Genomic DNA, 26490 nt, shown 5'->3' on the forward strand with positions numbered 1-26490 from the left:
GACTCCGCGCGAGGATCGTCTGGCGTGGAGTCCACCATGCCGGTGGCCATCGAACCCTCTTCGCTCAGGGTCTATTCGCGTTTCAGTGCGCGCTGCTGATACGAGAAGGTCGAAGCGAAGACGCTATCCACATTGATGAGTTCTCCGATGGTGCCGCCGGCGCGCAACTTGTCTTGCAGTACGTGTTCCGTCTCCAGCAATTGCTCGCATCTTGTCAGAACGTCCTCACATTGGGCGACTGGAACTACAACGACACCGTTATCGTCGCCGACCACAATGTCTCCTGGCGACACCGCGACGCCGCCGCACTGAATGGTCACATTGACTTCGCCATATCCTGCGATGGCCGCGACATTCGGAACGATCCCCCGGCACACGACCGGGAATCGTAGACGTCGTATCTCGGGGACGTCCCGGCAGGCACCGTCGATGACTGCAGCCACCACGCCACGATTCAACGCGGAAAGGGTCATGTTCTCGCCCCAGAACGCGGTGCTGGCTGCCGTGTGCGCGTCGATCACTACCACATCGCCCGGTTCGCTGACGTCAATCGCCTTGAAAGGCGCAGCGAGATCCGAAGCCAGCGTTCTCGCCGTCACGGCGGTCCCGACGAAAGAAACGGGCTCGAAGATCGGCCGCAGATGAACGGACATCGCACCGAAGCGTCCCATGCAGTCGGACAATGCGCATGTGACGGATTCGTAAGACGCAAGCATTGTCTGGTAGCGCGTCATGATTTCAGTTGAAGGGCGAACGATGGAGTGCGAGTTCATTTGATTTTCTCCGCGTCGGATTGACCACTTTGAAAAATAGTCGAGCGAGGCGTGAACGGACAGGCGAAGCCGCTAAAGAGGAGCCCTTCGGTTGCAATGCGTGGTTGCAACTCGGCGTTTAAAGATACGTGGCAAGCAGCACCACGATCGTTGCTGAAAACGCCAGCAACAGCGCAGCGAGCCAGAGTGAAGCGCGAGATGGAGCCGGAATGGTCGATGGCAGCCGTTTGAGGCCGGTGATCATCGGGAGCAACAGGTTGTGCCCTTTCGCGATCGCATAGGTGGCGATGGCGCACAAGTGCAGGACAACCGCACCAAGCAGAACGTACCAGCCGTAAGTGTGGATCGCCGATATGGCGTTTGCGATGGGCGCGGGAACGATTTCGCTGAGCGGGCCTTCGTCCGCGATGTCGTTATAGAGGTAGAGGCCGCTCAACGTCTCGGCCAGCAGTAACGTGAGCAGCAGCAGGACACTCCAGCCGCCCGCCGGATTGTGGCCGACCTGGACATCCGGCTCGCGCCGCAGGAGATGCCGCAGATGCCGGAGCGCCGCGGCGGGTGACGCCACGAAGCTGCGAAAGCGCGCCGTTTCGCTACCGACCCAGCCCCACATCAACCGGAACAGCACGAGTGCCAGCAGCGTTTCGCCGAGCCGTACATGCAGGTTCAACCAGTTGAGCCGCTCGGTGGCCCAGGCGCCGGCAACAAGCGCGACAGTCAGCCAATGAAAAAGCCTCGTCGGGAAATCCCAGACGCGCACCGGGCGGTCGCGGGTTGGAGCGGCTTGATCGGGTTCCATGAATTGTCGAGGGGATGGCGCTTGTTGCCACCCCTTCTGAAACACCAGTCTAGCGAATCGGCACTGTCGTGTCGTGCACGCTGGTGCGGCGCGCGGTCAGCCCTTGAGCGAGCTCCGCGTCGATTGGACGTCGACGCTAACCACGCCTAAAACGCGTCAGGTCATCATTGGCAGCGTTTCGATCAGTACGAACCCCAGTAGTGCACCGAGGGCTGCTCCCACTAGTCTTGGATGCAACCGCTCGAGATGCATCGCGGTGAAGAGTGCACCGATCAGGATCGCGCCGAGCAACGCAAACGCGACGAGGACATACGTGATCTCGAATCCACTGTTGATGAGCATTCGGCCTCCCTGATCACACCATGACCGCAGTGACGCCATGGTTTCAACTATATCACAGTGTGATATAAAAGCTATAATCGGGACATACGGATCAGCGACATGCGCTGCTAGCTGCGCAAGCAGCAGGCGGCAAGATCAGGGCGGAGGGAGAAATGGCAACGTTCAGCCGTATCTTGCTGTGCTACGACGCCACGCGGGAAGGGCGCCGTGCGCTTCGCGAAGGCGCGCATCTCGCGCTGGACTGCCAGGCGGAAACGCACTTGCTCGCAGTGTTCGATGCGGCGCCGCAGCAATGGGCGATGGCGGACGTTGCGTTTGCCGTGCCCCTCGATTCGTCGGAAGACACAGCGCGCGAGATCCTGCGCGAGGGCGTGGAGCGGTTGACCGCAATGGGGCTGGTAGCGAAGGGGCACTTCGTCGTCGGGCGGCCGATCGACGAGATTGCCCGCTATTGCGATACGTTAAAGCCGGATGTCGTGGTGCTCGGCCATCATCGGCGCGGTGTGTTCGCCCGCTGGTGGGAGGGGCGAGATGACCGGCTGCTGCTCGATCGCGTGTCGTGCAACGTGCTGGTCGTAACCGCGCCTGAGGAGGAGTCTGCGCCGGCGTAAGCGAAGCACAACGGGTGCTCCCGGCCTTCGTTCCAGAACTGCATCCGGCGCGTCGATTGTCCGCGCCGCGCACTGGCCGCAGCGGCATTAACGCGGCCGCGCGCGTATGTCCGGGGGACGTGCGGTTCTTCGGTGCCGAGCCCAGCGAATCGTCCGGTGTGGCCCGATCGTTCAATCGCCGTATCCGTTAGCAGTACACCAATTAAAAAGGTGCCACAAATCCCGGCGAAACCCGCCAGCACGCACATGATCAACGCTTCAAACATACGTTTCCCCGCTTGTAGAATGGTGGCACGCAGGAAAGGGCGAGCATGCCTGCCGCGTCTTCGCCCGGCATCGATACGATTCCATTGTGTGCATCCCGATTGCGGGTGTCCAAGACGATATTGCAATCGTCGTGATAAGGGAGCCTTATGGAGGAACGGAGCTTGATGCTGCGTCCGCTTCGATACGTGCTAACCGTCGCAGATCTGAAGAATTTCACGCGTGCCGCCGAGGCACTGCATGTTTCTCAGCCCGCGTTATCGCAGCAGATCAGGCAGCTAGAGGGTGAACTCGGGGGGCAGTTGTTCGACCGCAGTGGCCGCACGGTGAGTCTCACCGATTTCGGCCGCGCGTACATCGACCATGCGAAGCAGGCGCTCGCGCATCTCGACGCGGGCCGCCGCGCACTGCACGACGTGCGCGACCTGACTCGCGGTCTCTTGCGCCTCGCCTACACACCGACCTTCGCCGAATATCTGATCGATCCCGCTTTGCGAAGGTTTCGTGCGGCGCATCCGGCTGTAGCGATCGAGCTCGTGGCGAAATCGCAAGAAGAAATCGAGAGCGCGCTCGCACGCGATGAACTCGATCTCGGCATCGGTTTCACCGATGTGCGCTCGGAGGAGATCCATGCGCTGCCGCTATTTCTGGAGCGCATCGCATTGGTGGTGTCGAAGGGGCATCCGCTCGCGAGCTGGCGTGAACCCATTCCGGCTGCGGACCTCGGCGCCATCCCGTTGACACTGCTCAGCCCCGATTTCGTCGTTCGCCAGTTCGCCGACGCATGGTTTCGCGCGCATCAGATCCGGCCGCCGGTCATGGTGCAGGCGAACACGTTGGGTACCGTGCTCAAGCTCGTGAAGCAAGGTGAACTGGCGTCGATCCTGCCTGTTGCCGTGATGCGGGAACATGAAGGGCTCGTTAGCCTGGCCGTGTCACCGCCGTTGCCGGAACGGACAGTGGCACTGCTTGCACGGCGCAACGCCTATACGACGCTGGCCGCGTCGGCGTTTTCGGCCGTGCTGTTCGGCCTCATCTCGGACGAAGGATTCGCGCAACCTTGAGCGTCCGCGCGTGATGCGGCACCGGATTTAAAGATGTATAGGCGATACATTATGGACAGGTACATAAATATCAATTGTTGATATTTATCACGTTTCGCTAAGCTGGCAGCACCTCACGAATCGCACGATCTCGTGCTGCCACGTTCATGTCACCGACTCCGATCATCGCCTGGCTCACGAATTTCGCACCGCACCATGGTGCGCCGCTCTGGCGCGAACAGGTCCGTCGTTGCACCGGTGCAACCCTTGGGATTGCCTTCGCGGCACTGGCTACGCGCTTCGTGTTCGGCCCGGCGGGCGACATCCCGATGCTCATCGCGCCGATGGGCGCGTCGGCGGTGCTGCTGTTCGGGGCATTCGAGAGCCCCCTTGCGCAACCCTGGTCGATACTCGGCGGAAACTGCGTTTCGGCGTTGATCGGCGTGGCCTGCGCGCACTGGATTGCCGACCCCGGCACGGCTGCGTCTTTGGCGGTCGCGCTCGCAATCGCCGCCATGTACGCGTGCCGTTGCGTTCATCCTCCTTCAGGTGCGGTTGCGCTCACCGCCGTGCTCGGCGGCCCGGGCGTTCATGCGCTGGGATGGCGATTTGTGATCGAGCCGGTGATGTTTCAGTCATTCGCATTGCTAAGTGTTGCGCTCTTGTATCACGCGTTGACCGGCCACCGTTACCCGCGCGCGGTGGCGCATGCCGCGCCGCAGTCGGCGGCAGTCCAGGCGCAGACCGTCGAGTCGCAATTCGAGGCAGCCGCTGACGACTTCGTGGTTTCGTTCGATGCGATGACTTGCGAGGATGTGATGAGCACTGACGTGCCGGCCGTGCCGTCGACGATGCATCGAAAGGCCGCGCGCGAATTGCTCCACCGCGAGGGCTTGCCGGCATTGCATGTGGTCGATGCGATGGACCGGTTCGTCGGGATGGTGACGCACGGTGATCTCGCCGATGCCCCCGCATCGCTTTTCGCCCGGTTCGCCCGCAGGTTGCGGGTTGTCCTGAAGCGCGAATCCGCGCGTGTAGAAGAAACTGTCGAGGCGGTAATGAAGGCGAGTGTTCACGCCGTCCATCAGGCGACGCCGCTCGCAGGCCTCGTGCATGTCTTCACCGATCACGCAATCTCGTCGGTGCCGGTGCTCGACGACGGCCAGCGGCTCGTGGGCGTGGTCAAGCACTCGGACATGATCCGCTGGCTGCAACGCCTGGCGAACGAGGCGCGGATCGACGCGCGCGCCGCGTAAATCAAATGCCCGACGCGGGCATGCGAGCGTCCTTCGTCATCACGCCTTCGCGAGAATCTGCCGGATTGCGTCTTCGAAGGCTTCCACCGGTTGCCCGCCGGTTACCAGATAGCGCTCGTTGAAAATGATCGACGGCACTGAGTTGATGCCCATTGCCTGAAATTGCTGCACCTCCGCGCGAACCTCATCGCCGTAGGCACCGCTGTCGAGCACCTTGCGCGCCTCTTCACCGTCGAGTCCGACCGACCGCGCCGCTTCCACCAGTACGCCGTGATCGCTGGGGTCCTTGCCCTCCGAGTGGTAGGCCCGCAGCAACGCCAGCTTCAGCGGCAACGGGCTGCCCACGAGGCCGGCCCAGTGCAACAGACGGTGCGCATCGAACGTGTTGTAGATGTAGGTGCGCGGGCCAAAATCGAAGCCCACTTCCGCGCCACGCTCGCGGATCATCGACTGCGTCTCGGCAATCTGCTCGGGGGTGTGTCCGTATTTCCTGGCGATATAGTCGACCACGGCCTCGCCGCCCGGCGGCATCTGCGGATTCAGCTCGAACGGATGAATCACGATCTGTGCATCGACGGAATCGCCGAGACGTTGCAGCGCGAGTTGAAGCGATGAAAGGCCGATCGCACACCACGGGCATGCGATATCGGAAACAAAATCGATCTTGAGTGACTGCGTCATTGCGCTCCCCATTGAAATTTCGTTGCGTGCCCTGCACGGCGGGCCGCAATCCAGGCGCACAGGTTAGCGCGAAACGCCAGAATTTGCAGGGCGTTCCCGGCGACGCCCAGTATCGCCGGGATGCACGCCTCGCCGCAATACATCTCGCCTTACGACAGGCATCACGCCGCGCGAAGCGGCGTGGCGCGTGCCCGGTCGACGTCGGGGCTTCGATACGCCGACTCGGGAATATCCGCGAGCCGCGAGCCGTGAACCTGTCCTGACGATAAACCGTAGAACTTCTGGAAACTCATGATCAGCGGGTTCCACTTGTCCGGGTCGATGCGGTTCGGCTGGCCCTCCATCAGGAGTTCGGGGCGCGCGTGAATGCGTTGGATCCGCAGTTCGAATACGTCGATCATTCCGCGAAGATCGTCGCTGTCGTTCGCAAGCCCATGCCGTGCGGCTACTGTCGCCTCCATCTGGATCGGGCATTCGCGTACGCGCGGTGCGGTTATCGTCTGCGATTCGAGTGCGGTGAGTCCTGCGCGGCCAAACTTGTCCGCTTCGAATTCGTATCCGCGCGCCTGCTTTCTGTCCGGAACAGGATTCGATCCGGTGGTGCGCGCAATGCGGTCCACTGCGCCCACTTCGGCGATCGACGGAAGATTGAGCGTGCAAACTGCGGTGCGTTTGAGGTTATCGGTGGTTTTCGATGAAGCTGATATGCCGATGATGCAGCGCCACCCAAGCCAGAACGCCGATGAAATGGGCGCGAGGTTCGCCACGCCTTGTTCGTCCACGGTGCCTATCAGGACGACTGGTGTGCCGAAATAAAGAATGGCGGGTTCGGTCAATACGTGAGAATCGTGCATTTCAAGGCCTCGGAGTCGCTTGCTGGAGTGGCCAGTGTCGTTCTCCTCGTAAGCCGGCACACTCCATTTCTTGCGCTGTCGTTCGGTCTTTTCGGTGATCGAGCAATGTGCGTCGCGTCGGTTGCCCGCGTGGCCGATGCGCTAAATACTTCACCCGCTTGAATTTCGCGCCGTCGTGCTGATCGTCGCTTTGCACATGATCCGGAAATCGTGCCTGCCCCGAGCTACGCCCGCTCCAGTGCCGCCAACTCTCTCACGACCACGAGCAGCACCGCCAGACTTGCCCCGCCCGTGGCGCGCAGATCGCCGAGCAACTGCGTGTAGCGGGCAAGCGATGCTTCGCGCCGGACGCACCAGGCGCTCACGATCGCGTCGGGCTCGGACGATTCCGGTGATTGCGCGAGTGCGCTCGTCGTCAGTGCGCGTTTGAGCCGTGCAACCTCGGCCATTGCAGACGCGCGTGCCATCGTGTCCCAATGCGTGGGCGTGGGAAGCGTTGCCGCTCGTTCGCTGATCCAGCCGTAGTTAAGTTGCGTGCCGAGCGCGAAGTACACCGCGGCCACGAGTTCGAGTTTCTGGTTGCAGGCCGCCGAGACCTCCGCGATATCGAGCAGTGCCGCCGATATCTCGCCGCTCGCCACGCGCGCGGCCAGCCCGCTATCGACGCCGGCGTCTACCAGTTCGCGCTGGCGCGCCGACAACGCTTCGAGATCGCCGGCATGGAGCAGTTGCGGGAGTTGCGGCGCGAGCCGTTGCGCCGCGTCGCGGCACCGCGCGAGCAGTTCGCTCACGCCGCCGTCCGCCACCGCACCGGACTGCAAGTGCCGAAGGAACCACAGCGCCGCGCGTTCGAGAAGCCGCGCAACGTCGACGAACATGCGCGCCTGCACATCGTCGGCAACGCGGTTATCGAGCGCATCGATGTCTCGCCAGACATCGTCGAGGTCGAACACATCGCGCCCGAGGATGCAGGCGCGCACAATATCGCCGGGCTTTGCGTCGGTTTCGTCCATCAGGCGATGCACGAATGCGCAACCGACACGATTGACGAGCGCGTTGGTCAGATGGGTTGCCAGAATCTCGCGGCGCAGCGGATGGCGGCGCATCGGCTCGCTAAAGCGCTGCTGCAACGGCTTCGGGAAGTAGTCGACCAGCATCGCTGCGACGAGCGGATCTTCTGGCATGTCCGAGTCGAGCAGGGCATCGTATAGCCACATCTTGCTGTAGGCGAGAAGAACGGCGCGTTCCGGCGACGTGAAGCCGAGCTTCGCGGCCTGGCGCTCTGCGATCTCTTCTTCGGTGGGCAGGAATTCGATCGCGCGGTTCAGCCGGCCCGCGCGTTCCAGCGAGCGCATCAGCCGCGCTTCGCCGTCGAGCATCTGTGCTGCGTAACGACCCGCGATCGATAGCGCCTGGGTCTGGTAGTAGTTGTCGCGCAGCACGAGCAGGCCGACTTCGTCGGTCATTTCGGCAAGCAGTGCGTTGCGCTGCTTTTCGGTCATTTCGCCGTCCGCGACTACCAGTCCGAGCAGGATCTTTATATTTACTTCGTGATCCGAACAATCCACACCTGCTGAGTTATCGATGGCATCCGTGTTGATGCGGCCGCCGTGCAGCGCGAATTCGATACGCCCGAACTGCGTGACACCCAGGTTTCCTCCTTCACCCACGACCTTGCAGCGCAAGTCCGCGCCGTTCACGCGCACGGCGTCGTTGGCGCGGTCGCCCACCTGCGCGTTGGTCTCATGCGCCGCCTTCACATAGGTGCCGATGCCGCCGTTGTAGAGCAGATCGACCGGGGCGAGCAGGACGACCCGAATCAGTTCGCTCGGTGTCAGCGCAGGAACGTCGATGCCGAGCATGGTCTGGATTTCACGCGAAAGCTGAATCGTTTTCACCGTGCGCGAAAAGACGCCGCCTCCAGCGGAAATCTTGGTGGGATCGTAGTCGGCCCAGCTGGAACGCTCGAGCGCAAAGAGGCGTTGGCGCTCGGCGAAGCTCGACACCGGATCAGGATTCGGGTCGAGGAACACATGCCGGTGATCGAACGCCGCAACAAGCCGGATATGCGGCGAGAGCAGCATGCCGTTACCGAAGACGTCGCCCGACATGTCGCCGACGCCTACCACCGTGAAGTCGGTTGTCTGTGTATCGATGCCCATTTCGCGGAAGTGCCGTTTCACCGACTCCCAGGCGCCGCGCGCGGTAATGGCCATCTTCTTGTGGTCGTAGCCGACCGAGCCGCCGGAGGCGAACGCGTCGTCGAGCCAGAAGCCGTATTCTTGCGAGATCGCGTTCGCGTAGTCGGAGAACGTGGCCGTGCCCTTGTCGGCTGCGACGACGAGATAAGGATCGTCGGTATCGCGGCGCACGACGTCGGGCGGTGGCACGACAGCGTTGTTCACGAGGTTGTCGGTGAGATCGAGCAGGCCGCGCAGGAAGGTCTGATAGCACGCGATGCCCTCGCGCATCCAGGCCTCGCGGTCGGAGGGCGGTGGCGGGTTCTTCACGACGAAGCCACCTTTCGATCCGACCGGCACGATGACCACGTTCTTCACCATCTGCGCCTTCATCAGGCCGAGCACTTCCGTGCGGAAGTCTTCGCGACGGTCGGACCAGCGCAGCCCGCCGCGCGCGACGCGTCCGCCGCGCAAATGTACACCTTCCACGCGCGGCGAATACACCCAGATTTCGAACATCGGCTTGGGTTCGGGCAGGCCTGGAACTTTCGCCGGATCGAACTTGAACGACAGCGAGGATTTCGGCTGGCCGTTCGCGTCGCGCAGAAAATAGTTCGTGCGCACTGTCGCGTCAATGACACCGAGAAACTGCCGGAGAATGCGGTCTTCGTCGAGATTGGGCACCTGGTCCAGCGCGCTTTCGATCGCCGTCAACTGACGTTCGGCCTGCGCGTCACGCGTCTTGCCCGCATGCGGATCGAACCGCGTGAGAAACAGTTCGACGAACTGCCGTGCAATTGCCGGATTACCGGTGAGCGCGCGTTCGATATACGCGTCGCTGAACATCGAGCCCACCTGCCGTAGATATTTCGCATACGCCCTCAGGATGGTGACTTCACGCGCACTGAGCTGCGCACGCAGTACCAGGCGGTTGAAATTGTCGTTTTCGATTCCTGCGTTCCAGACCTGATCGAATGCGTCTTCGAACAGACCTTTTACGCGTTCGATGTCGAATTCGGTGTCGTCGGCCACTTCAAGGCCGAAATCGTGTATCCACGCAGGCGCACGCTCAGGCACCTGAATCAGATAGGGTCGTTCTTCGTCGACACGCACACCGAGATGTTCGAGCATCGGCAGACTTCGCGAGAGCGCAATTGGTTCCGCCGAGTGGTACACCTTGAAACGGAATTCGCGCGGCGCCGCCTCGATGGGGCGGTAGAGATTCATCGCGAGGCGCGGCGTGCCTTGTACGCCCTCGATCAGTTCAATGTCGCGTACTGCGGTGCGTGCAGGATAGTCGTCGCGATACCCCGCGGGAAACGAGTCGCCGTAGCGGTGCAGCAGACGGTTGCCCTGTTCTTCGCCGAACGCGTCGAGTAGTGCATCGGCGAGATCGTCTTGCCAGCGGCGCGTCACCTGAACGAGCCGCGCTTCGAGTTCGCGCGTATCGACATCGGGCATGGTGCCTGGTTCGGCGTGCACGACGAAATGAATACGCGCGATCGTCGACTCGGATAAAAGCGGCGTGAACTCGATAGACACGCCGTTGAAGGCCTGCATGAGCAGGCGCGAGACGCGGTGGCGCAGATCGGTGTTGTACTTGTCGCGCGAGACGAACACGAGGCACGACGCAAACCGGTCGAAGCGGTCGCGTCGCACGAAAACCCGCGTGCGTTGATGTTCCTGCAGACGCAGCACGCCGAGTGCGACGTCGTAAAGCTGGTCTTCGTCCGCGTCGAACAGTTCATCGCGCGGCCAGGTTTCGAGCACCGTCACGAGCGATTTGCCATGGTGGCCTTTCGGCAGAAAGCCCGCGCGGTGCACGATGTTAGCGCATTTGCGCCGCACGATCGGGATCTCCGCGGTCGACACCGTATAGGCGGTCGACGTGTAGAGCCCGAGAAAACGCCGCTCGCCCGTGACTTTCCCATCGGGCCCAACGAGCTTGACGCCCACGTAGTCCAGATAGCCGGGACGGTGAACCGTTGCGCGCGAATTGGCCTTCGTGAGGAAGATCGGCCACGCGCCAGAGACGATGTCGGCGGCGGCACGTGGCAACGGCGTGACATCGGGCGCACCGGGAGGACGCATTGCGGCGCGCAGGATACCAAGGCCAGATTCCGGCATGCCTCGCAGGCCGAAGCCATTATCGAGCGACACGAGCGAGTAGTCGCGCTGCCCGAGAAAAGTGAAATGATCGGCGACCATCCATTCCAGAAAAGCCCGCGCCTCGATGTCCTCCGCGGTCTTCTCACGGGACTTCATGATCTTGATCGTCTCGCGCGCGACGTCGAGGATCTTCGGCCAGTCCTCGACCGATGCGCGTACGTCGACCAGGATGCGCGCGATCTCGTCGCGCAGCGCATCAAGTTGTGCGTCGCCGCATCGATCGACTTCGAAGTGAATGAACGAGGCGAGTTGCGACTGGCCGTCGTCGGCGCTCGCACTACCTACGCTCGCGCGGCTTATGCCGCCGTCCTTGCCGCGCCAGATGCGGAACACGGGGTGCAGGGCCGAATGGAGCGCGAGACCGAGGCGGTTCACGGCTATCGTCACGGAGTCGACGAGAAACGGCATGTCGTCGTTGACGATCTCGACGATCGTGTGGTCCGAATGCCAGCCGTGCTGTTCCAGGATCGGGTTGTAGACGCGTAGCCGCTCGCTACCCGGCACGAAGCGCTGCGCCGTCTGCCAGTGCGCCATCGCGGCGCCGTAGAGGTCGGCGGTGCTGCGGCTCTTGAGATCGTCGGTGTCGGCGAAATCGTAGTAATGCTGGAGATAGGGTTCGACGATCTGGAAGGCAGGCTCCGGCAATCGCCCACGCGCGAATTCGACGACATCAGAGAGCAGGTGCGCGACGACTTCTTCGTTCTTCGCGTGCATGGCGTTCTCCTCGACGGGTGACCATCAATGCATCGTCAGTGGGTCATTATGCGCCGGATGTGTAAACGGACTGTGTCGGATGCACGCAGGCGTGCCGGGGTTCGGTGCGGTTAGTTCAGGCGTGTTGCGGGTGCGGAAAAAAGCTTTCGCTTCGGCTGGATGGGCGTGGCGCTTTCGCTTCTAAAAGAGGTCGGGAAGATGCTGAGCGACACGCACTTTGTTGAAACTCCCGCGAAGCTCCGCAAAACATGTCGTTCCGAATCGGGAACCCGTTGGCCGCGTTTTTCGCCTGATGTCCGAATATTTTCGCGGCAAATATGTATGTATGCGAACGCGTGACGTTGACTGTCGCTTGCCGAGAGGCGTTGGCGTGCCGTTGTTTTTGTAACTAAGGTTATTGCTTATTGCGATGCAGCAAAACTCTGCATACACTTGCCAGGTCTGCAGGGCGTCTCGCATGTTCTTGAAAGGAGGGGCGTAATATGACGACTCGACCTCCAACGCAGCACCCTTCACCGACGCTTCATGTCTTCGAACAGGAAGGCGGATGGCATTGGGGTATCACGATACCTAGACCGGCTGGAAGCGGTTTTAAGGTCATTGCGTACAGTGAAACCACTTTCCGTGGCGAAACTGAGGCTCGAAGCGACGGAAGTCGCGCACTCGATAATCTCCCGAATGTCGTCGCTCTCGCGTACGTTCGCTAATACACGAACGGTCACGCGATCTCACTGATACGATTCCGGTTCCGTTATCACGTCTGTAACGGCTGCATTTGCGTACTGACCCGTCACTTCGCGCATCGTGCAGCCCAAAGAGGCAGAACGATGAATTCGCGAGCCGGTTTTGAAGCGAACAGCAAGCGCTATGCCATGTATCGCCTGGGCCTGGCAACGAAGCGCCTGCTGAGTGCCGACGGCGAGGCCGAGCGAATCATGGCCACTCGCTGGGTTAAAGCCTGGAGCAGGGCGATCGGTGAGCGGTGGTTTGCAGGAGGGCCATACGGGAGCGACATTAATCGACCAATGCCGCCGCCTACGATTCGTAGCCAACGCGCGTCCATGGGCACAACCGGTTCAGCGGAATCCGGTCGGTCTCCTCAATAAAATTCGCAATCCCGATCAAATTGTGTGGGCGCAGAATATCGCAGCGCGACGTTTCGTGTCGGCAATTATCACCGACGTCGCGGCTCACACATCGGCAGATCGAGACGAAATACCCGGCGCATCGCGTCGACGAGGTCGGGTATCGCAGTGCATTCCACGCGCGGTCTAGAAGTGTGCCATCTGCTCAAGGACGAAATCCTTAAGATTGCGCCGTACCTCATCGGCTGTCCGGACAAACTCCAGGCCATAGTGGACACGGCTCGATTCCGTTCGCCGATTCCGGACGGTTGCGTACACCGTTACCGGGCGCATTCGCTGGTCAACCCGCAGGTTCATGGCGAGCGACACATACTGCCCAACGGCAAGAAAGTTTTGGGGGGCTTTGATACCGGCGCCCGTCACGCTGATATTGACCACCGTTACGTCGGCGATGGGGCTTTCGTATTCACCGGATTGCAGCTTCGCCGGGACAGACGTTGCGACGCGCCAATGTCTGCGCACCGGAGCCTGAGCGATACCTTTCGGATACGCGAGAAACCAGCAGTCAAACGGAGCCGAACTGTCGGGTAGCAGTTGAGTCTGGAACCGGAACAGGCGGGTGCCAGCGAACATCGTGGCGTCATAGACCGTGTCGGGTACGAGGTTCGCGGGGCCGCCTTCGAGGGTGCGGCCAACGAGAAGCGCTTTCTCCGGAACAACGCCGAGTAGATTTACGCCAAGCTTTTCTGTCGAATTTTCGAGCGACAGCTGAAAGAACTCCACGCGTTGTGCAAGATTGGGGAGCGCCGCGGAGGTACTCCACTCAATGTTGTCGGACTCGGCGGGAGTCACCTTCGATGCCGATCGACAGAAAAGCAGCGTCGATTCGTGAGTCGCGGACTCATTTTCGTTGTACGGCTCGGCACTATCGCGGTACCCGGAGCGAAGCGCCTGATCGAGGAGCGATTGTGAGGCGACAAGTTGACCGCTCTTCAGAAGAAGCTTGCCGTGGACGGAGTAGATCGAGAAACCAGTTGGGTTGCCCACGGCGATGTCGCCGGGTCGAATCCTCGTTAAATTCATTTCAGTGTTTCCCCGCAGTCCTGGGTTTGCAGTACGCGAATACCCCCACCGGTACTTATTATTTAGAATTTGCCGGCTAGCATATATCGTTGGGCAATCATCGAGCGATGGAGCTTCATGTTTTTTGATATAAGCCAGTAATCATTGGCGTCGCCCGAAAATGATGTTTGGACGATTATTGGCGTCAAGTGCGGAGCGTGCCGGGATTGACGGTTTTTCTGAGTCATGTTGTCGCACGACGGCTGCCACAGCTAGGGATTCTCCGGATACCTGTTTCGCGTCAGGAATTCAAGCGATTACGGCCCGCCATTCAATGACCCGCGCATGCGAAAGGGTTGTCTCGCAGTGACTCCGTTTCCGGTATTAAAGCGCCGTGCTTTATTTGCTGGGTGGTTTCAATTCGAAAAGAACAATGCTCTGTCAATAGCAACCAGGTTGATAACCACAGTGGTCGTCATTAGCTATCGCGGAGTTAATGTTCTTGATGCCGGAGATATATGCTTCGTGGTTCGCTGCATCGAAAAAATACATACTGCATCATCGGCTAGTGTTGCCGAGGGCATTAATGACGAGCTGGAGACACGCTAGAAAGAGTGCGGTGACCCCGTTCCCCAGACGGGCTTTGTTTGTCCAGCAGAACACAATAGCTGCGCGCCGCGCGCGGGCGTCACTGCCAATCGACGGCTTAGCGCATCACTCTTTCCCGGCCATACAGCATCATCATCACGATGATCACGAGCCCGAATACGACCTGGCGGAAGACATCGGCTGGCAGTTTGATGCCGATTTGCGCGAAATAGTCCTGCGGTTGCAGTACGGAAAGGATCGACTGCAAAAGCGTGATCAGGATGACGCCCGCGATGGTGCCGAGGTAGGTGCCGCGGCCGCCGAGCACGTTGGTTCCACCAAGCACGATCGCGGCAATCGTAGGCAGCAGGTACGGGTCGCCCATCGCCTGGTATGAGCGGTTCGCCCAACCGGCAAGCAGCACGCCACCGGCCGCAGCGCAGGCGCCCGACAGTGCAAACGCGATAAGAATGACGCGCCGGCTGTCGACGCCGGAGAGAAACACAGCCCGTTCGCGATTGCCGATCGCGTAGATTTGCCGACCGAGGCGGGTGCGCGTCAGCATGTAGACCGTGACCACCCCGACAACGATCCACACTAGCAGCGGGTTGGGGACACCCGGGATCAACTGGCCGCCAGCGAGTGCGATCATGAGGCCGGTGGCCCGATCCTGCGGCGCAAAGCCGCCGGTGTGATAGACCATGAGGCCCTGGGCGACGGCATTCATGCCGAGCGTGAAAATCATCGATGGCGCGCGCAGCCACGCAACGCCAAGTCCGTTCACTACACCGATCAGGACTCCGCATAAAATCCCGAATGGAATGGCAAGCGGCACGCCGAGGCCGGGCCCGAGGATCCCGGATGCTCCGGTGGCCATCATGCCGCCCATGGCGATTGTCCAGGGAATCGACAGGTCGATTTGCCCCATCAGGATCACGATCATTTCCCCCGTCGCGATCGTGCCGAGGAAAGAGGCGACCTGTAGTTGCTGAACGAGGTATCCGATGGACAGGAAGCCCGGTTTGGCGGCTGCGCCCAGAAAGAGCAGCAGCACGATGCACGCGAAGGCGGTCAGTGTCGCGGTGTCGATCTTGGGCAGGGAGCGAAGCATGTGGGCTACCGATAGAGGTCCAGCTTGTTGCGCACGCGCAAGAGGCGCAGCGAGCCGAGGCTGACGGCAAACAGCAGCACGACACCGACAAACAGCGGTTGCAGTACCGGATTGATGTTGAAGACGATGAGCAGGTCGCCTACCGTGCGCATCACGAACGCTCCGAAGACGGACCCGACCGCGCCGCCGGAGCCGCCAAAGAGCGAAGTGCCGCCGATCACGAGCGCGGCGATCGAGTTCAACGTGTAGTCGCCGCCGAGCGCGGCGCGTGCCTCACCGGAATACGTAATGCAGGTCAGCAGCAGGCCGCCCAACGCGGCGAAGAGCCCGGCGAGCGTGTAGGCCCAAAGCTTCGCCCGCGCGACCGGAACGCCCGACATGTACGCCGCCTGCTCCGACGAGCCCACTGCATAGGCTGCCCGCCCGAGTGCGGAGTGCCGGTAGGGCATCCAGACGAAAACGATGGCCGCCAGGATCAACAGCATGGACGAGGGGACGCCCCAGGTCGAGCGCGTCATCAAGTCGGCGAAGTCACCGTTGATATCGCCGCCCGGTTGTGGCCGCAAGGCGAGGGCGATGCCGAAATAGATCGCGCTGGTCGCGAGCGTGGCGATCAGCGGTTGCAGTCGGCCACATACGACGATCAGTCCGTTCACCAGCCCGCACGCGAGACCCGCCGCCAATACACCCACGATTCCCAGCGCGGTTGCGCCAGCGCCGCCCGTGACGATCGTCGATGCGAGGCAATTGGTCAGCATGAAAATCATGCCGACGGAAAGGTCGAGGCCGCCAGTCAGCACAGGCAGCGTCTGGGCCATGGCGACAAGCGCCAGCAGCGCCCCCTTGTTCGCCGCCGTGTTGATGATGTCTGAGCTTAGCCCCATCGGCTGGGCCGCCCCGTAGACGCCGAACATCACGGCAAAGATGGCTGCGGCGGCAAGCGCTCCACGCTGCGCCGCAATCCAGTAGCGCCAGTCAGTGTCGTGCCGTCTGCCTTTTGTGAGGCTCTCGTTCGCGCTCATGCGGCTACCTCAGGAAGGTCGATGGAGCGGATTCGCGGCCGACGTCAGGTTCAGCGCCGCACCGATGAGGTTGTGCTCGGTCAGCTCGGTACCCTGCAGCACCCGCGTGATGGTGCCGTCGTAGAAGACAGCGACGCGGTTGCAGCAACCGATCAGCTCGTCGTAGTCGGTCGAATAGAACAGAATCGCCGTTCCTTGCTCCGCAAGCCGCCGCAGCAACTGGTAGATTTCCTGCTTCGTGCCGACGTCGATACCTCTGGTCGGGTCGTTAAGGAGTACGATGCGTGGTTTCGTCATCAGCCATTTGCCGATCACGACCTTCTGCTGATTGCCGCCGGAAAGCGCGGCCACGGGGCCATCGAGCCCATCGGACTTGATCGTAAGCTGTCGTACCACCGCATCGATCAATTCTTCTTCGGCTTTGTGGTCGATCCGGCCAAAATGACTCACTGCATCGAGCGCCGCGAAGCTAAGGTTTTCGCGCACCGTCATCGGCAGCATCAAACCTTCGTTCTTTCGATCCTCAGGAATCAGGGCGAGCCCGAACTCGGGCGACTTTGCGCGGCGCGGGCTCGCGATCTTCACTGGCTTGCCGTCCAGTTCGATTTCGCCTCCAACTCCGATCAGCACGCCGAAGAGCGCCAGCAGAAACTGCCGCTGGCCCTGGCCGTCAAGCCCGCCGAGTCCGACCACCTCGCCTGCCTGCACGTCGAGTGAAACGTCCTTGAGTTCCGAGGTCCACGAGAGATTGCGTACCGCAAGGGCCGGTTTTCCGTCACGCTTCGTCGGGCCAAGCGGCGGAAAGGCACTGGAATATTCGCGGCCAATCATCATCTCGACGATCGCATCATCGGATCGGGTTCCGGCGGCAAACGTCTCGACGTAGCGGCCGTTGCGGAAAACGGTGCATTCGTCGGCAAGCTCGGCGATCTCATGCATCCGGTGAGAAATGTAAATGATCGCCATCCCTTCGGTTCTCAGTCGCTTCAGGAGCGTGAAAACCTTGCCCACGTCGGCCGCAGTCAGGGCGGAGGTTGCCTCGTCCAGGATCAGGACCTTGGGCTGCCGCGCGAGCGCCTTGGCGATTTCGACCATCTGCTGGCGCGACAGAGGAAGGCTGCCGACCGGGGCTGCGGGATGGATGTCCTCACCGCCGATCAGGGCCAGCATCGCTTCCGCTCGCCGTCGCTCGGCCGCCCGGTCGATCATTCCGAACCGGCGAAGCCGGTCGGTGATGCAGATGTTGTCCGTCACGGAGAGATCGGGCAACAGCGAAAGCTCCTGGAAAATGCAGGATATCCCCGCATCCGCCGCCGATTTAGGTGTGGCGAAGCTGACCTCCGAGCCGCCGAGATAGATGCGGCCGCGGTCGGGTTGCACCACGCCGGAGAGGATCTTGATGAAGGTGGACTTGCCAGCCCCGTTTTCGCCGAGAAGCGCGTGGATCGAGCCTGCCCGGCAAGCGAATTGCACGTCTTCCAGCGCCCGGACGCCGCCATAGTGCTTCGTAATACCCTCTACGCGCAGCAGCGATCCCGGCGATCCCTCGGCCATCTTCGTGTGCCTCCTTCGTGCCCGGCGCGGCGGCGGGTCTCGCCGCCGTTCTCCCGTTCAGTTGTTCGTGCCGGACTGGGCCGCGATTTCCTCGGCCGAGAAACCGATGTTGCAGCTCGGGAAGTTATTGCCGGCGAAGAAGCTGCCCGGCAGATTCGGGAAGACGTTTTTGCCCGGCGTGAATGGCGAAAAATCCACCGACGTGGGCAGCGCGATGGTTTGCGGAATGACGTTGCCCTGCAGCGCCGAGATAGCCGTCTTGATGGCCACCGCGCTCTGCGCCGGGCCAGTGCCGCCCGACTGGCAAGTCAGACTGGCTTTATTGCAGAGCAGGCGAAAAGCGTTCTCCGTCTCGCCCGAAATCGGCGCCTTGAATTTGCCTGAATCGAGCATCGCCTGCACTGCGCCCTGCGTGCCGCCCTGGACGTAGAGGCCGTCGAACATGCCTCCCGCGGAGATGGCGTCGGCCGTTGCTTTTTGCGCGTCGCCGGGGGCCCAGTTGCCGATCACGTCGACCACTTTCACCGTGCGGCCCGACTTGTTGATCACGTTATGGAAGCCGTCGTTGCGGGCGAGATCCACCGGCTGGCCGGACGGACCGCGAACGTGCAGGAAGGTGAGGTCGCCCGAGGGTTTGGCTTGCTTGAGCAGGAAATTTGCCGCCATCTCGCCGAGGCCGAGCTGGTTGACGTTGACTGAAATCTGCGCCGGGTCGTCGATTACGTTGTCGAACGAAACGACCACCACGCCCTTTTCATTGGCCTTACGCACCACGCTTTTAAAGGCCGCGGAATTGTTGGCGTCGACGATGATCGTGTCGAAGCCCTGATCGATGAAATTGTTGGCGGCGGCAATCTGCGCGGCAACGTCCTGGCCGACGGAGACGACCTTGAATTCCTTGACGTCCTTCTGGACCGCGGGCTGGGCCACGTAGGCTTTGGCAACGCGGATCATCTGGACGCGCCAGTCATTGGCGATGAATCCGTTGACCAGAGCGATCCGGTAGGGACCATGTTTTGCCGGCCACTGGAAGAACTTCGTGCTGGCCGATTCAGGTTTGAAGCAGGCGGGATCCGCGCCCGGTCCGCTTACCACCTTTGGACCCGCCGCAAGCGCCTGCGTCGACAACGCGACCGTCATCAGCATGCCAATTGCCGTGGGATACAGAGCTTTCTGCAGACTTTTCATTTGTCTCCCCCATCGACCAGGTGCGAGTGACCTGATCCAGAAAGGCTAGGTGATCGGCAATCGGCCTGTCAAGTAATAGGGCACTACGATCCAACTAATGGGACGCGATCGTTTTCGGCGTGTGCTTACTGCGTGTCCCTGCAGTGTTGCGTGTCGCCGGGCTCGGCGTAGATGTGGCGCGATTGATCGTTACCGAAGGGCGGGTTTACGCTATTTCGCGTGGGAAGGATCGGGTCGAGGGTCTGTGCGACAAGGTTGTCAGCACAGCGAAGAGCTTTTCCGGATTGACGGGAAACCGCCGCGGCGTGACGCGATGTGAAAAACGAGGACGCTTAATCGCGTCTTGCGCTTTCCCTCGCCCAACCCCGTACAGGGGCGGGCGAGGGCGAAAGCCTATGCGTTACGACGCGGCTCTCGCTGCGCGTTGCTGGCGAATTTCACTGCCTACGCGTCCTGCCATGCCGGCACGACGGTGCGAATTCGCCCGGCCGCGCTTGTTATGCGTGAGCCAGTGCCTGGTCGAGGTCGGCGAGCAGATCGTCGATATGCTCGATGCCGATCGACAGGCGCACGGTTTCTTCACTCACGCCGGCCTTGCGCAATTCTTCGGGCGAAAGTTGCCGGTGCGTAGTCGAAGCGGGGTGCGTGGCGAGCGATTTCGCATCGCCGATATTGACGAGCCGGGTGAAGAGTTGCAGCGCGTCCTGGAACGCCGCGCCGGCTGCAAGACCGCCCTTGAGCCCAAAGGTGAGCAGTCCGGGGCCGCGCCCTCCGAGATAGCGCTGCACGAGCGCGTGATCGGGATGGTCCGGCAGTCCTGCGTAGTTCACCCATTCGACGCGCGAGTGACCTTTTAGGAACTTCGCGACCTGCAAAGCGTTATCCGTGATGCGCTCCATACGCAACGCCAGCGTTTCGATACCCTGCAGGATCTGGAAAGCGTTGAACGGAGAAATCGCTGCGCCCGTGTTGCGCAGCGGCACGACGCGCGCACGGCCGATATACGCAGCCGGCCCGAACGCCTCCGTGTAGACGACGCCGTGATAGCTCACGTCCGGCTCGTTGAGCCGCTTGAAGCGCGTCTTGTGCTCTGCCCACGGGAATTTCCCTGAATCGACGATCGCGCCGCCGAGGCTCGTGCCGTGGCCGCCCAGATACTTCGTCAGCGAGTGCACGACGATGTCCGCACCGTGCTCGAACGGGCGCAGCAGGTAAGGCGAGGGCACCGTATTGTCGACGATGAGGGGAATGCCGTGACGATGAGCGATTTCCGCGAGCTTTGCGATGTCGGTAATGTTGCCAAGCGGATTGCCGACGGACTCTGCGAAGATCGCTTTTGTCTTGTCGTCGATGAGCGGCTCGAACGATTCGGGCTTGCGCGGGTCCGCGAAGCGCGTGGTGATGCCGGACAGGGGCAGCGTGTGCGCTAAAAGATTGAACGTACCGCCGTAAAGCGCGCTGGCGGCGACGATATTGTCACCGGCTTCTGCGATGGTCTGGATCGCATAGGTGACCGCCGACTGGCCCGAAGCAAGCGCGAGCGCCGCTACACCGCCCTCGAGTGCTGCGACGCGCTGTTCCAGCACATCCTGCGTCGGATTCATGATGCGCGTGTAGATGTTCCCTGGGACTTTGAGATCGAACAGATCGGCGCCGTGCTGCGTGTCGTCGAACGCATAGGCCACCGTCTGATAGATCGGCACCGCAACGGCGCGCGTGGTCGGGTCGGGCCGATAGCCACCGTGCACGGCGAGTGTTTCGAGTCGCCAATCAGGTTTTTTTTGTTCTGTCATGTCAACACTCCAAAAGAAAAACGGAATTCACTTCAAATCGGGGAATGCGCTGAGGGGCCGGCTCACCTGGAGAGCGATTGGCATCATGCAGGCACTGCTTTCGCCAAGCATGATGCGCCGCCGTTTGCGAAGCGCAAAGTTCAGTGTGTCTTCGATTCGTTGGTACGTTTTCGTTTTCTCGGCGCGGGAAAACGTTTGCTGGTGCATACCGCGGGGCGTTCGTTCTCGATTGATCGTTGTACGCGCCTCTAAAACATCGGGCGACGTTCTGTCGCCCGATGGCCTCTGATCTGGTGGCTGACTATAGCACCGCGAACGCCAGCCTCTCCGCCAATTGTGGCGAGATGTCGATGCAACTCAAGGCGCGGGATGCCAGACCGCCGATGCCACGTCGATTTGCTTGGGAATCAGCTTGAGACGGAAGAACGTATCGGCGATGCGCTGCTGACTGCTCACAACGTCGGCATCGAGCAACTTGACGCCATAGGTCGAGTGGCTCAGTGAGCGTTCGGCAACCTCAACAGGCAAGCCCGTTTGCGACGAGAATATCTGTGCCGCTTCCTTCTCATGCCGACCAATCCACAGACTTTCGTTGTTGGCTTGCGCCAGCACGAATTTCAAGGTGTCTGGGTGTGCTTGCGCGAAGCTGCGCGACGCGATGTAAAACTGGTGATTGTTCGCCACGCCGCGCGCATCGGCGAGAACACGTGCGTCGAGCTGCGCGACTGCCGCCGTTGCATACGGATCCCAGATCACCCATGCATCGACGCTGCCGTTCTGGAATGCCGCGTAGGCATCGGACGGTTTCAGATACGAGACATTGATGTCGTCGTAGCTCAAATGCGCCTGCGCAAGCAATTGCACCAGCAGGTAATGCACGTTCGAGCCGCGGTTGAGCACAACCCGCTTTCCTTTGAGATCGGCAAGGGTCTTGATGGGCGAGGATTTCGGCACGAGCAGTGCTTCTGCCGCAGGTGCGGGCGGTTGGACCCCTGCATAGAGCAGATTCGCATTGGCGACCTGGGCGAAGACCGGCGGCGTTTCGCCAACGGCGCCGAGATCGATCGCGCCGACATTGAGCCCCTCGAGCATTTGCGGCCCGGCCGGGAATTCAATCCATTGGACCGATACGCCTTGCTGCTTCAACGTGTTTTCGAATGTGCCTTTCGCCTTTATCACCGCGAGGTCACTGCCTTTTTGCCAGCCGATCCGGATTTCGGTGGCGGCCGCGCGCGCGGATGTCTGGAAGACGGTGAACAGCAGGGTTGCCAGGACGGCAAACAGGAACGTCGCCGTATGGCGCTTCAATAGAGCGGTTGTCGAAATAGAGGTGGTCATCGGGAAGGCTCTGGAGCGGGATGGAGTGATGCAGGTTCGTTTCGTTGAGCAGGTTTTGCACAGGTAACGAAACGGTCGCGGCGATGCAGGTTCAGGCTGCGATTTGCGCAGCGGGTTCGACACACATTCCGCTCGCCGCGGTATACGAACGTGCATACAGGCGTTCGACGAGCGTGCCGATTTGCTGCGAGGCGCCGTGCACGCGCGCGCGCAATGGATCGTCGAGTGTGACGTGACCGTCTGCGTTCCAGATGATGTCCCGGTCAAGTGCGTATACCGGGGGGAGAACGATGTCGGCTCCCAACGACTGCAGGACAGGCCTCAGCGCGTAGTCCAGCGCGAGCAGGTGGGCCTCGCTGCCGCCCGTGGCGATCGGGAGGACGATTTTTCCGTCGAGACCACGTTGCGGCAGCAGATCGAGAAAAACCTTCAATAGCCCGCTATACGTAGCCTTGTATATCGGCGTGCCGACAATCACAACGCTGGCTTTGTCGATGTTCGCGAGGGCCCTCGCGATTTCCGGCGTGGTGACATCGGCGCGGATCACTGCGTCGCCGGGAAGTGAGGAAAGCGACAATAGTCTCGTTTCCCGGCCGTCGTGTTCGAGCAGCGAGAGCAGATGCGATAGCAGTCGTTGCGTTCTTGAAGTGGGCGATGGACTGCCCGAAATAGCGATAATTGTCATGGCGTTCGGCGAATGAGTGTCGAATGAGGTAAGTAATTCGCAGTGTCGCCGTAGTGGGTGCTGCTAGACAACGTAGCGTTTCTGCGTTCGATATAAGCGAATCTTGGAACCGTCGCTCAAGCCGCGCGCGAAGATGCAGTCTTCAGAGACTGAAGCGACAGACTCGTCGCGCGATCGCGCCCGAGTACTTGAGAGAGAACCCAGTCTTCCAGTTCGGCAAACTGTGACGCACCTCTCAGTCGAGGGCGGTCGAGCCTGATTTCCTGATCGATCGTGACTCGGCCGGAATCCAGCATCAAGATGCGGTCCCCGAGCGCAATAGCTTCTTGCACATCGTGCGTCACAATCAGCGCAGTGAACCGGTAAGTTTCCCAGAGCCTCTCGATCAGCGCGTGCATTTCGATGCGGGTCAGCGCGTCGAGGGCGCCGAGCGGTTCGTCGAGCAGTAGAAGTTGCGGCCGGTGCACCAGTGCGCGCGCCAGCGCTACCCGCTGCCGCTGGCCGCCTGAAAGACGAGCCGGCCAGTCGTTCTCGCGCGCCAGCAGACCAACCTCGTCGAGTACTGCGCGCGCTTCATCGCGTGCGGTTGCGCCGAGGCCGAGCATGACGTTCTGCAGCACCGTTTTCCACGGCAAGAGGCGCGCTTCCTGATACATGATCCGGGTGTCGAGCGTGCCGCCAGCGCCGTTTTCGTTGACGAGCGTACCCGACGTCGGCGTCTCGAGTCCCGCGATGAGCCGCAGCAGTGTGGACTTGCCGCAACCGCTGCGGCCGACGATCGAGACGAAGCTGCCGCGCTCGATGGCCAGATTCAGGTCGTCGAGCACGACGCGTTCGCCGTAGCGTTTGCCGACGCCACGCAGTGCCAGGGCTGTGGTTTCTTGCCGTCTGCGCTGTACTCGGGCAGAAGCCACATTCACGACGCCACCGGCATGTTCATCCGATATCGGTTCGGATTCCAGAATGGCTTCGAGCGACGCGGTCAAAATCGATCCAGTCATGCTTTTGCTCCGGATTGGTAGGCGGGATGCCAGCGCAGCAGCGCACGCTCCAGCGCTTTCGCGAATAAATCGGCGGCCTTGCCGAGCGCGGCATAGAGCAGGATGCCGACCACTACGACGTCGGTCTGCAGGAAATCACGGGCATTCATGGTCATGTAGCCGATACCCGCCTGTGCCGAGATCGTTTCCGCGACGATCAGCATCACCCAGGTGAGGCCGAGCGCAAAGCGCACGCCGACGAGAATCGACGGCAGGGCACCCGGCAGGATCACATCACGGTACAGCGCAAATCCCCGGACGCCGTAGCTTTTTGCCATCTCCACGAGATCGGCGTCGACCGAGCGAATGCCGTGGTACGTATTGACGTAGAGCGGGAAAAATACGCCGAGCGCGACGAGAAAAAGCTTCGCGGATTCGCCGATGCCGAACCACAGGATCACGAGCGGAATCATGGCGAGCGCCGGGATGTTGCGGATCATCTGAATCGTCGAATCGAGCGCGATGTCCGCGGTCTTCGACAGCCCAGTCAGCAGGCCGAGCACGAGCCCGATTCCGCCGCCGATCGCAAAGCCCGTGAGTGCGCGCCACGCGCTCACCTTGACGTCGGCGGCCATTTCGCCCGACTGCACGAGTGTCCATATCGCGCGGACGACCGCAAGCGGTTCGGGCAGCACGCGCACGGACAGCACGCCCGAGCGCGCCGCCAACTCCCATGCGACGAGGAACGCTGCGGGCACGATCCACGGTGCGATGGCGCGCAATAGCACCCTGCTGCGGCTGCCGGATGTGCCCAATCCAGCGATTAACGGAATCGAACGCATACGCCCCCCCCGTCAGCTCTGGCTTGCCTGAGGCACGTACTGATTGCCGACCAGTTCACCGACCGGACCCGACAGCGGTGCGGTTCGCGCCGCCGCATCGTTGCCAATGCCAAGGCGCGGAAACACGAGTTCCGCGAAGCGATACGATTCTTCGAGGTGCGGATAACCGGACAGAATAAACGTCTCGATGCCAAGTTCCTGGTATTCGCGCATCCGCGCCGCGACCTGCTCCGCGCTGCCGACGAGGGCGGTGCCTGCGCCCCCGCGCACCAGCCCCACGCCGGCCCACAAATTCGGATAGACCTCGAGCGTCTCGCGCGAGCCACGACGGCCGCCGTGCAGCGCGGCCATCCGGCGCTGCCCCTCGGAGTCCATGTTCGCGAACGCTTGTTGCGCACGGGCGATCGTGTCGTCGTCGAGCCGGCTGATCAGGCGTTCTGCGTCCTGCCACGCTTCCTCTTCCGTTTCCCGAACGATCACGTGCAAGCGGATTCCAAACTTCAGTTGACGGCCGCGCGCCGCTGCATGTGCGCGCACGTCGGCGATTTTCTTTGCGACCGCGTCGGGTGGTTCGCCCCAGGTCAGGTACGTATCGACGTGTTCGGCCGCGATCTGATGCGCGGCAGGCGATGAGCCACCAAACCACAACGGCGGATGTGGACGCTGAACACTCGGATAGAGCAGCTTGCCGCCCTTCGAGCTCAGATGTTGTCCCGACCAGTCCACGCTGCCGCCTTCATGCGCCGTGTTCAGCAGACCGCGCCAGATGTTGAGAAATTCGTCGGTGATTTCGTAGCGGGTATCGTGATCGGCGAAAATGCCATCGCCCTCTAGTTCGCCGGCGTCCCCACCTGTGACGATGTTGATCCGCAGACGACCGCCCGAGAGCCGGTCGAAGGTGGCCGCCATGCGAGCGGACAGACCCGGCGACGACAGACCCGGACGGATCGCAACGAGGAATTTAAGGCGCCGCGTCACAGGGATGAGGCTCGATGCTACGACCCACGCGTCTTCGCACGAGCGGCCTGTCGGCAGCAGCACGCCTTCGTAGCCGAGCGTGTCCGCGGCGATAGCGACCTGCCGGAAATAATCGTAGTTCGCAACGCGTGCGCCTTCGGAGGTCCCGAGATAGCGGCTGTCGCCGTGTGTCGGGATAAACCAGAACACATTAATTCGTATTCCTGTGTATTGGGTTGCGAGAAATTGAGGTGCGTGGAACGGCTGAAACACGCGCAGGGTGGGTCTGTTGGATGAGCTTGCCAGCCGCTTTGGTTTAGCTGCGCTCAACGCAGCCGACGCACGGCGTAACGACCCGGTTACTCCTTTGGGAGGAGTGTATGTGCGCAGACCGCATTTCTAAACGAAGGTTTTCTGCTTTGCTTTTCGTCGCGGAGATGGATGCGAGACCAGATAAAGTCGATGACTTTCGATCAGGCCACGTTTTATCGGGAACCGCGCTGGGCAGTCGCGTGGCTAACGGGCAGCGTCGCGCCCGCATAGACAGGCGTGGTGACGTGTCCGCTCATGTTTAGTAAGACCAGACGCCGAAACCACTC

General features: G+C 61.4%; 20 protein-coding genes. 3 read left to right on the plus strand and 17 right to left on the minus strand.

Translation table 11 applies throughout. The features are described from left to right. Positions 1 to 71: 71 nt before the first annotated feature. From L0U80_RS26365 to L0U80_RS26375, 3 genes are all read right to left on the minus strand, one after another. The gene (locus L0U80_RS26365) at positions 72 to 773 is read right to left on the minus strand and encodes an RraA family protein (RefSeq protein ID WP_233872940.1); all 702 of its coding nucleotides are present in this window, start codon (positions 771 to 773) and stop codon (positions 72 to 74) included. Positions 774 to 891: 118 nt separating this feature from the next. Next, on the minus strand, positions 892 to 1572 hold the full coding sequence (locus L0U80_RS26370; RefSeq protein WP_233872943.1) for a cytochrome b/b6 domain-containing protein: 681 nt from the start codon (positions 1570 to 1572) through the stop codon (positions 892 to 894). 156 nt (positions 1573 to 1728) lie between these two features. Next, positions 1729 to 1914 (minus strand): hypothetical protein, encoded by a 186-nt coding sequence (locus tag L0U80_RS26375; protein ID WP_233872946.1) that lies wholly within the window; start codon positions 1912 to 1914, stop codon positions 1729 to 1731. Positions 1915 to 2066: 152 nt separating this feature from the next. Here L0U80_RS26375 and L0U80_RS26380 point away from each other — a divergent pair, with 152 nt between their 5' ends. The 3 genes from L0U80_RS26380 to L0U80_RS26390 all read left to right on the plus strand — a co-directional run bounded on the left by L0U80_RS26380 (position 2067) and on the right by L0U80_RS26390 (position 5088). Further along, positions 2067 to 2525 carry a universal stress protein gene (locus L0U80_RS26380; protein ID WP_233872949.1) on the plus strand — a complete coding sequence of 153 codons (459 nt, stop codon included), beginning with the start codon at positions 2067 to 2069 and terminating at the stop codon, positions 2523 to 2525. A 431-nt stretch (positions 2526 to 2956) separates the two neighbouring features. Next, on the plus strand, positions 2957 to 3853 hold the full coding sequence (gene cynR, locus L0U80_RS26385) for a transcriptional regulator CynR (RefSeq protein WP_233872952.1): 897 nt from the start codon (positions 2957 to 2959) through the stop codon (positions 3851 to 3853). Positions 3854 to 3999: 146 nt separating this feature from the next. Continuing rightward, positions 4000 to 5088 carry an HPP family protein gene (locus tag L0U80_RS26390; protein WP_233872955.1) on the plus strand — a complete coding sequence of 363 codons (1089 nt, stop codon included), beginning with the start codon at positions 4000 to 4002 and terminating at the stop codon, positions 5086 to 5088. 39 nt (positions 5089 to 5127) lie between these two features. On the opposite strand, the gene L0U80_RS26395 is transcribed toward L0U80_RS26390, so the two are convergent. From L0U80_RS26395 to ssuD, 14 genes are all read right to left on the minus strand, one after another. Continuing rightward, positions 5128 to 5769 (minus strand): DsbA family oxidoreductase, encoded by a 642-nt coding sequence (locus L0U80_RS26395; protein ID WP_233873862.1) that lies wholly within the window; start codon positions 5767 to 5769, stop codon positions 5128 to 5130. 161 nt (positions 5770 to 5930) lie between these two features. After that, complete coding sequence (locus tag L0U80_RS26400) at positions 5931 to 6623, minus strand: flavin reductase family protein (RefSeq protein ID WP_233872958.1); 693 nt, start codon at positions 6621 to 6623, stop codon at positions 5931 to 5933. Between the two features lie 224 nt (positions 6624 to 6847). After that, positions 6848 to 11686 carry an NAD-glutamate dehydrogenase gene (locus tag L0U80_RS26405; RefSeq protein ID WP_233872961.1) on the minus strand — a complete coding sequence of 1613 codons (4839 nt, stop codon included), beginning with the start codon at positions 11684 to 11686 and terminating at the stop codon, positions 6848 to 6850. A 1271-nt stretch (positions 11687 to 12957) separates the two neighbouring features. Further along, a complete protein-coding gene (locus L0U80_RS26415) occupies positions 12958 to 13854 on the minus strand; it encodes a PilZ domain-containing protein (protein ID WP_233872967.1) in 897 nt (298 codons plus the stop codon). A 685-nt stretch (positions 13855 to 14539) separates the two neighbouring features. Beyond that, entirely contained in the window at positions 14540 to 15532 is a 993-nt protein-coding gene (locus L0U80_RS26420) for an ABC transporter permease (protein WP_233872970.1), read from the minus strand. Between the two features lie 5 nt (positions 15533 to 15537). Then, positions 15538 to 16554: an ABC transporter permease gene (locus L0U80_RS26425; protein WP_233872973.1), complete on the minus strand. Its 1017-nt coding sequence runs from the start codon at positions 16552 to 16554 to the stop codon at positions 15538 to 15540. Between the two features lie 9 nt (positions 16555 to 16563). Then, on the minus strand, positions 16564 to 18108 hold the full coding sequence (locus L0U80_RS26430) for a sugar ABC transporter ATP-binding protein (protein WP_233872975.1): 1545 nt from the start codon (positions 18106 to 18108) through the stop codon (positions 16564 to 16566). Positions 18109 to 18165: 57 nt separating this feature from the next. Then, positions 18166 to 19296 carry a substrate-binding domain-containing protein gene (locus L0U80_RS26435; protein WP_233872978.1) on the minus strand — a complete coding sequence of 377 codons (1131 nt, stop codon included), beginning with the start codon at positions 19294 to 19296 and terminating at the stop codon, positions 18166 to 18168. Between the two features lie 497 nt (positions 19297 to 19793). Then, positions 19794 to 21089: an O-acetylhomoserine aminocarboxypropyltransferase/cysteine synthase family protein gene (locus tag L0U80_RS26440; protein ID WP_233872981.1), complete on the minus strand. Its 1296-nt coding sequence runs from the start codon at positions 21087 to 21089 to the stop codon at positions 19794 to 19796. Between the two features lie 357 nt (positions 21090 to 21446). Continuing rightward, complete coding sequence (locus tag L0U80_RS26445; RefSeq protein WP_267954987.1) at positions 21447 to 22427, minus strand: sulfonate ABC transporter substrate-binding protein; 981 nt, start codon at positions 22425 to 22427, stop codon at positions 21447 to 21449. 91 nt (positions 22428 to 22518) lie between these two features. Next, the gene (gene ssuE, locus L0U80_RS26450) at positions 22519 to 23112 is read right to left on the minus strand and encodes an NADPH-dependent FMN reductase (RefSeq protein WP_233872987.1); all 594 of its coding nucleotides are present in this window, start codon (positions 23110 to 23112) and stop codon (positions 22519 to 22521) included. Between the two features lie 116 nt (positions 23113 to 23228). Then, entirely contained in the window at positions 23229 to 24113 is an 885-nt protein-coding gene (locus L0U80_RS26455) for an ATP-binding cassette domain-containing protein (RefSeq protein WP_233872990.1), read from the minus strand. Then, positions 24110 to 24934, minus strand: a complete 825-nt coding sequence (ssuC, locus tag L0U80_RS26460; protein ID WP_373322298.1) for an aliphatic sulfonate ABC transporter permease SsuC — start codon at positions 24932 to 24934, stop codon at positions 24110 to 24112. The genes L0U80_RS26455 and ssuC overlap by 4 nt, the downstream gene beginning before the upstream one ends. Positions 24935 to 24946: 12 nt before the next feature. Further along, positions 24947 to 26107 (minus strand): FMNH2-dependent alkanesulfonate monooxygenase, encoded by a 1161-nt coding sequence (ssuD, locus tag L0U80_RS26465; RefSeq protein WP_233873865.1) that lies wholly within the window; start codon positions 26105 to 26107, stop codon positions 24947 to 24949. Between the last annotated feature and the right edge of the window lie 383 nt (positions 26108 to 26490).

It is taken from the genome of Paraburkholderia adhaesiva, assembly GCF_021390575.1.
In the GTDB taxonomy this organism is placed as follows: Bacteria; Pseudomonadota; Gammaproteobacteria; order Burkholderiales; family Burkholderiaceae; genus Paraburkholderia; species Paraburkholderia adhaesiva.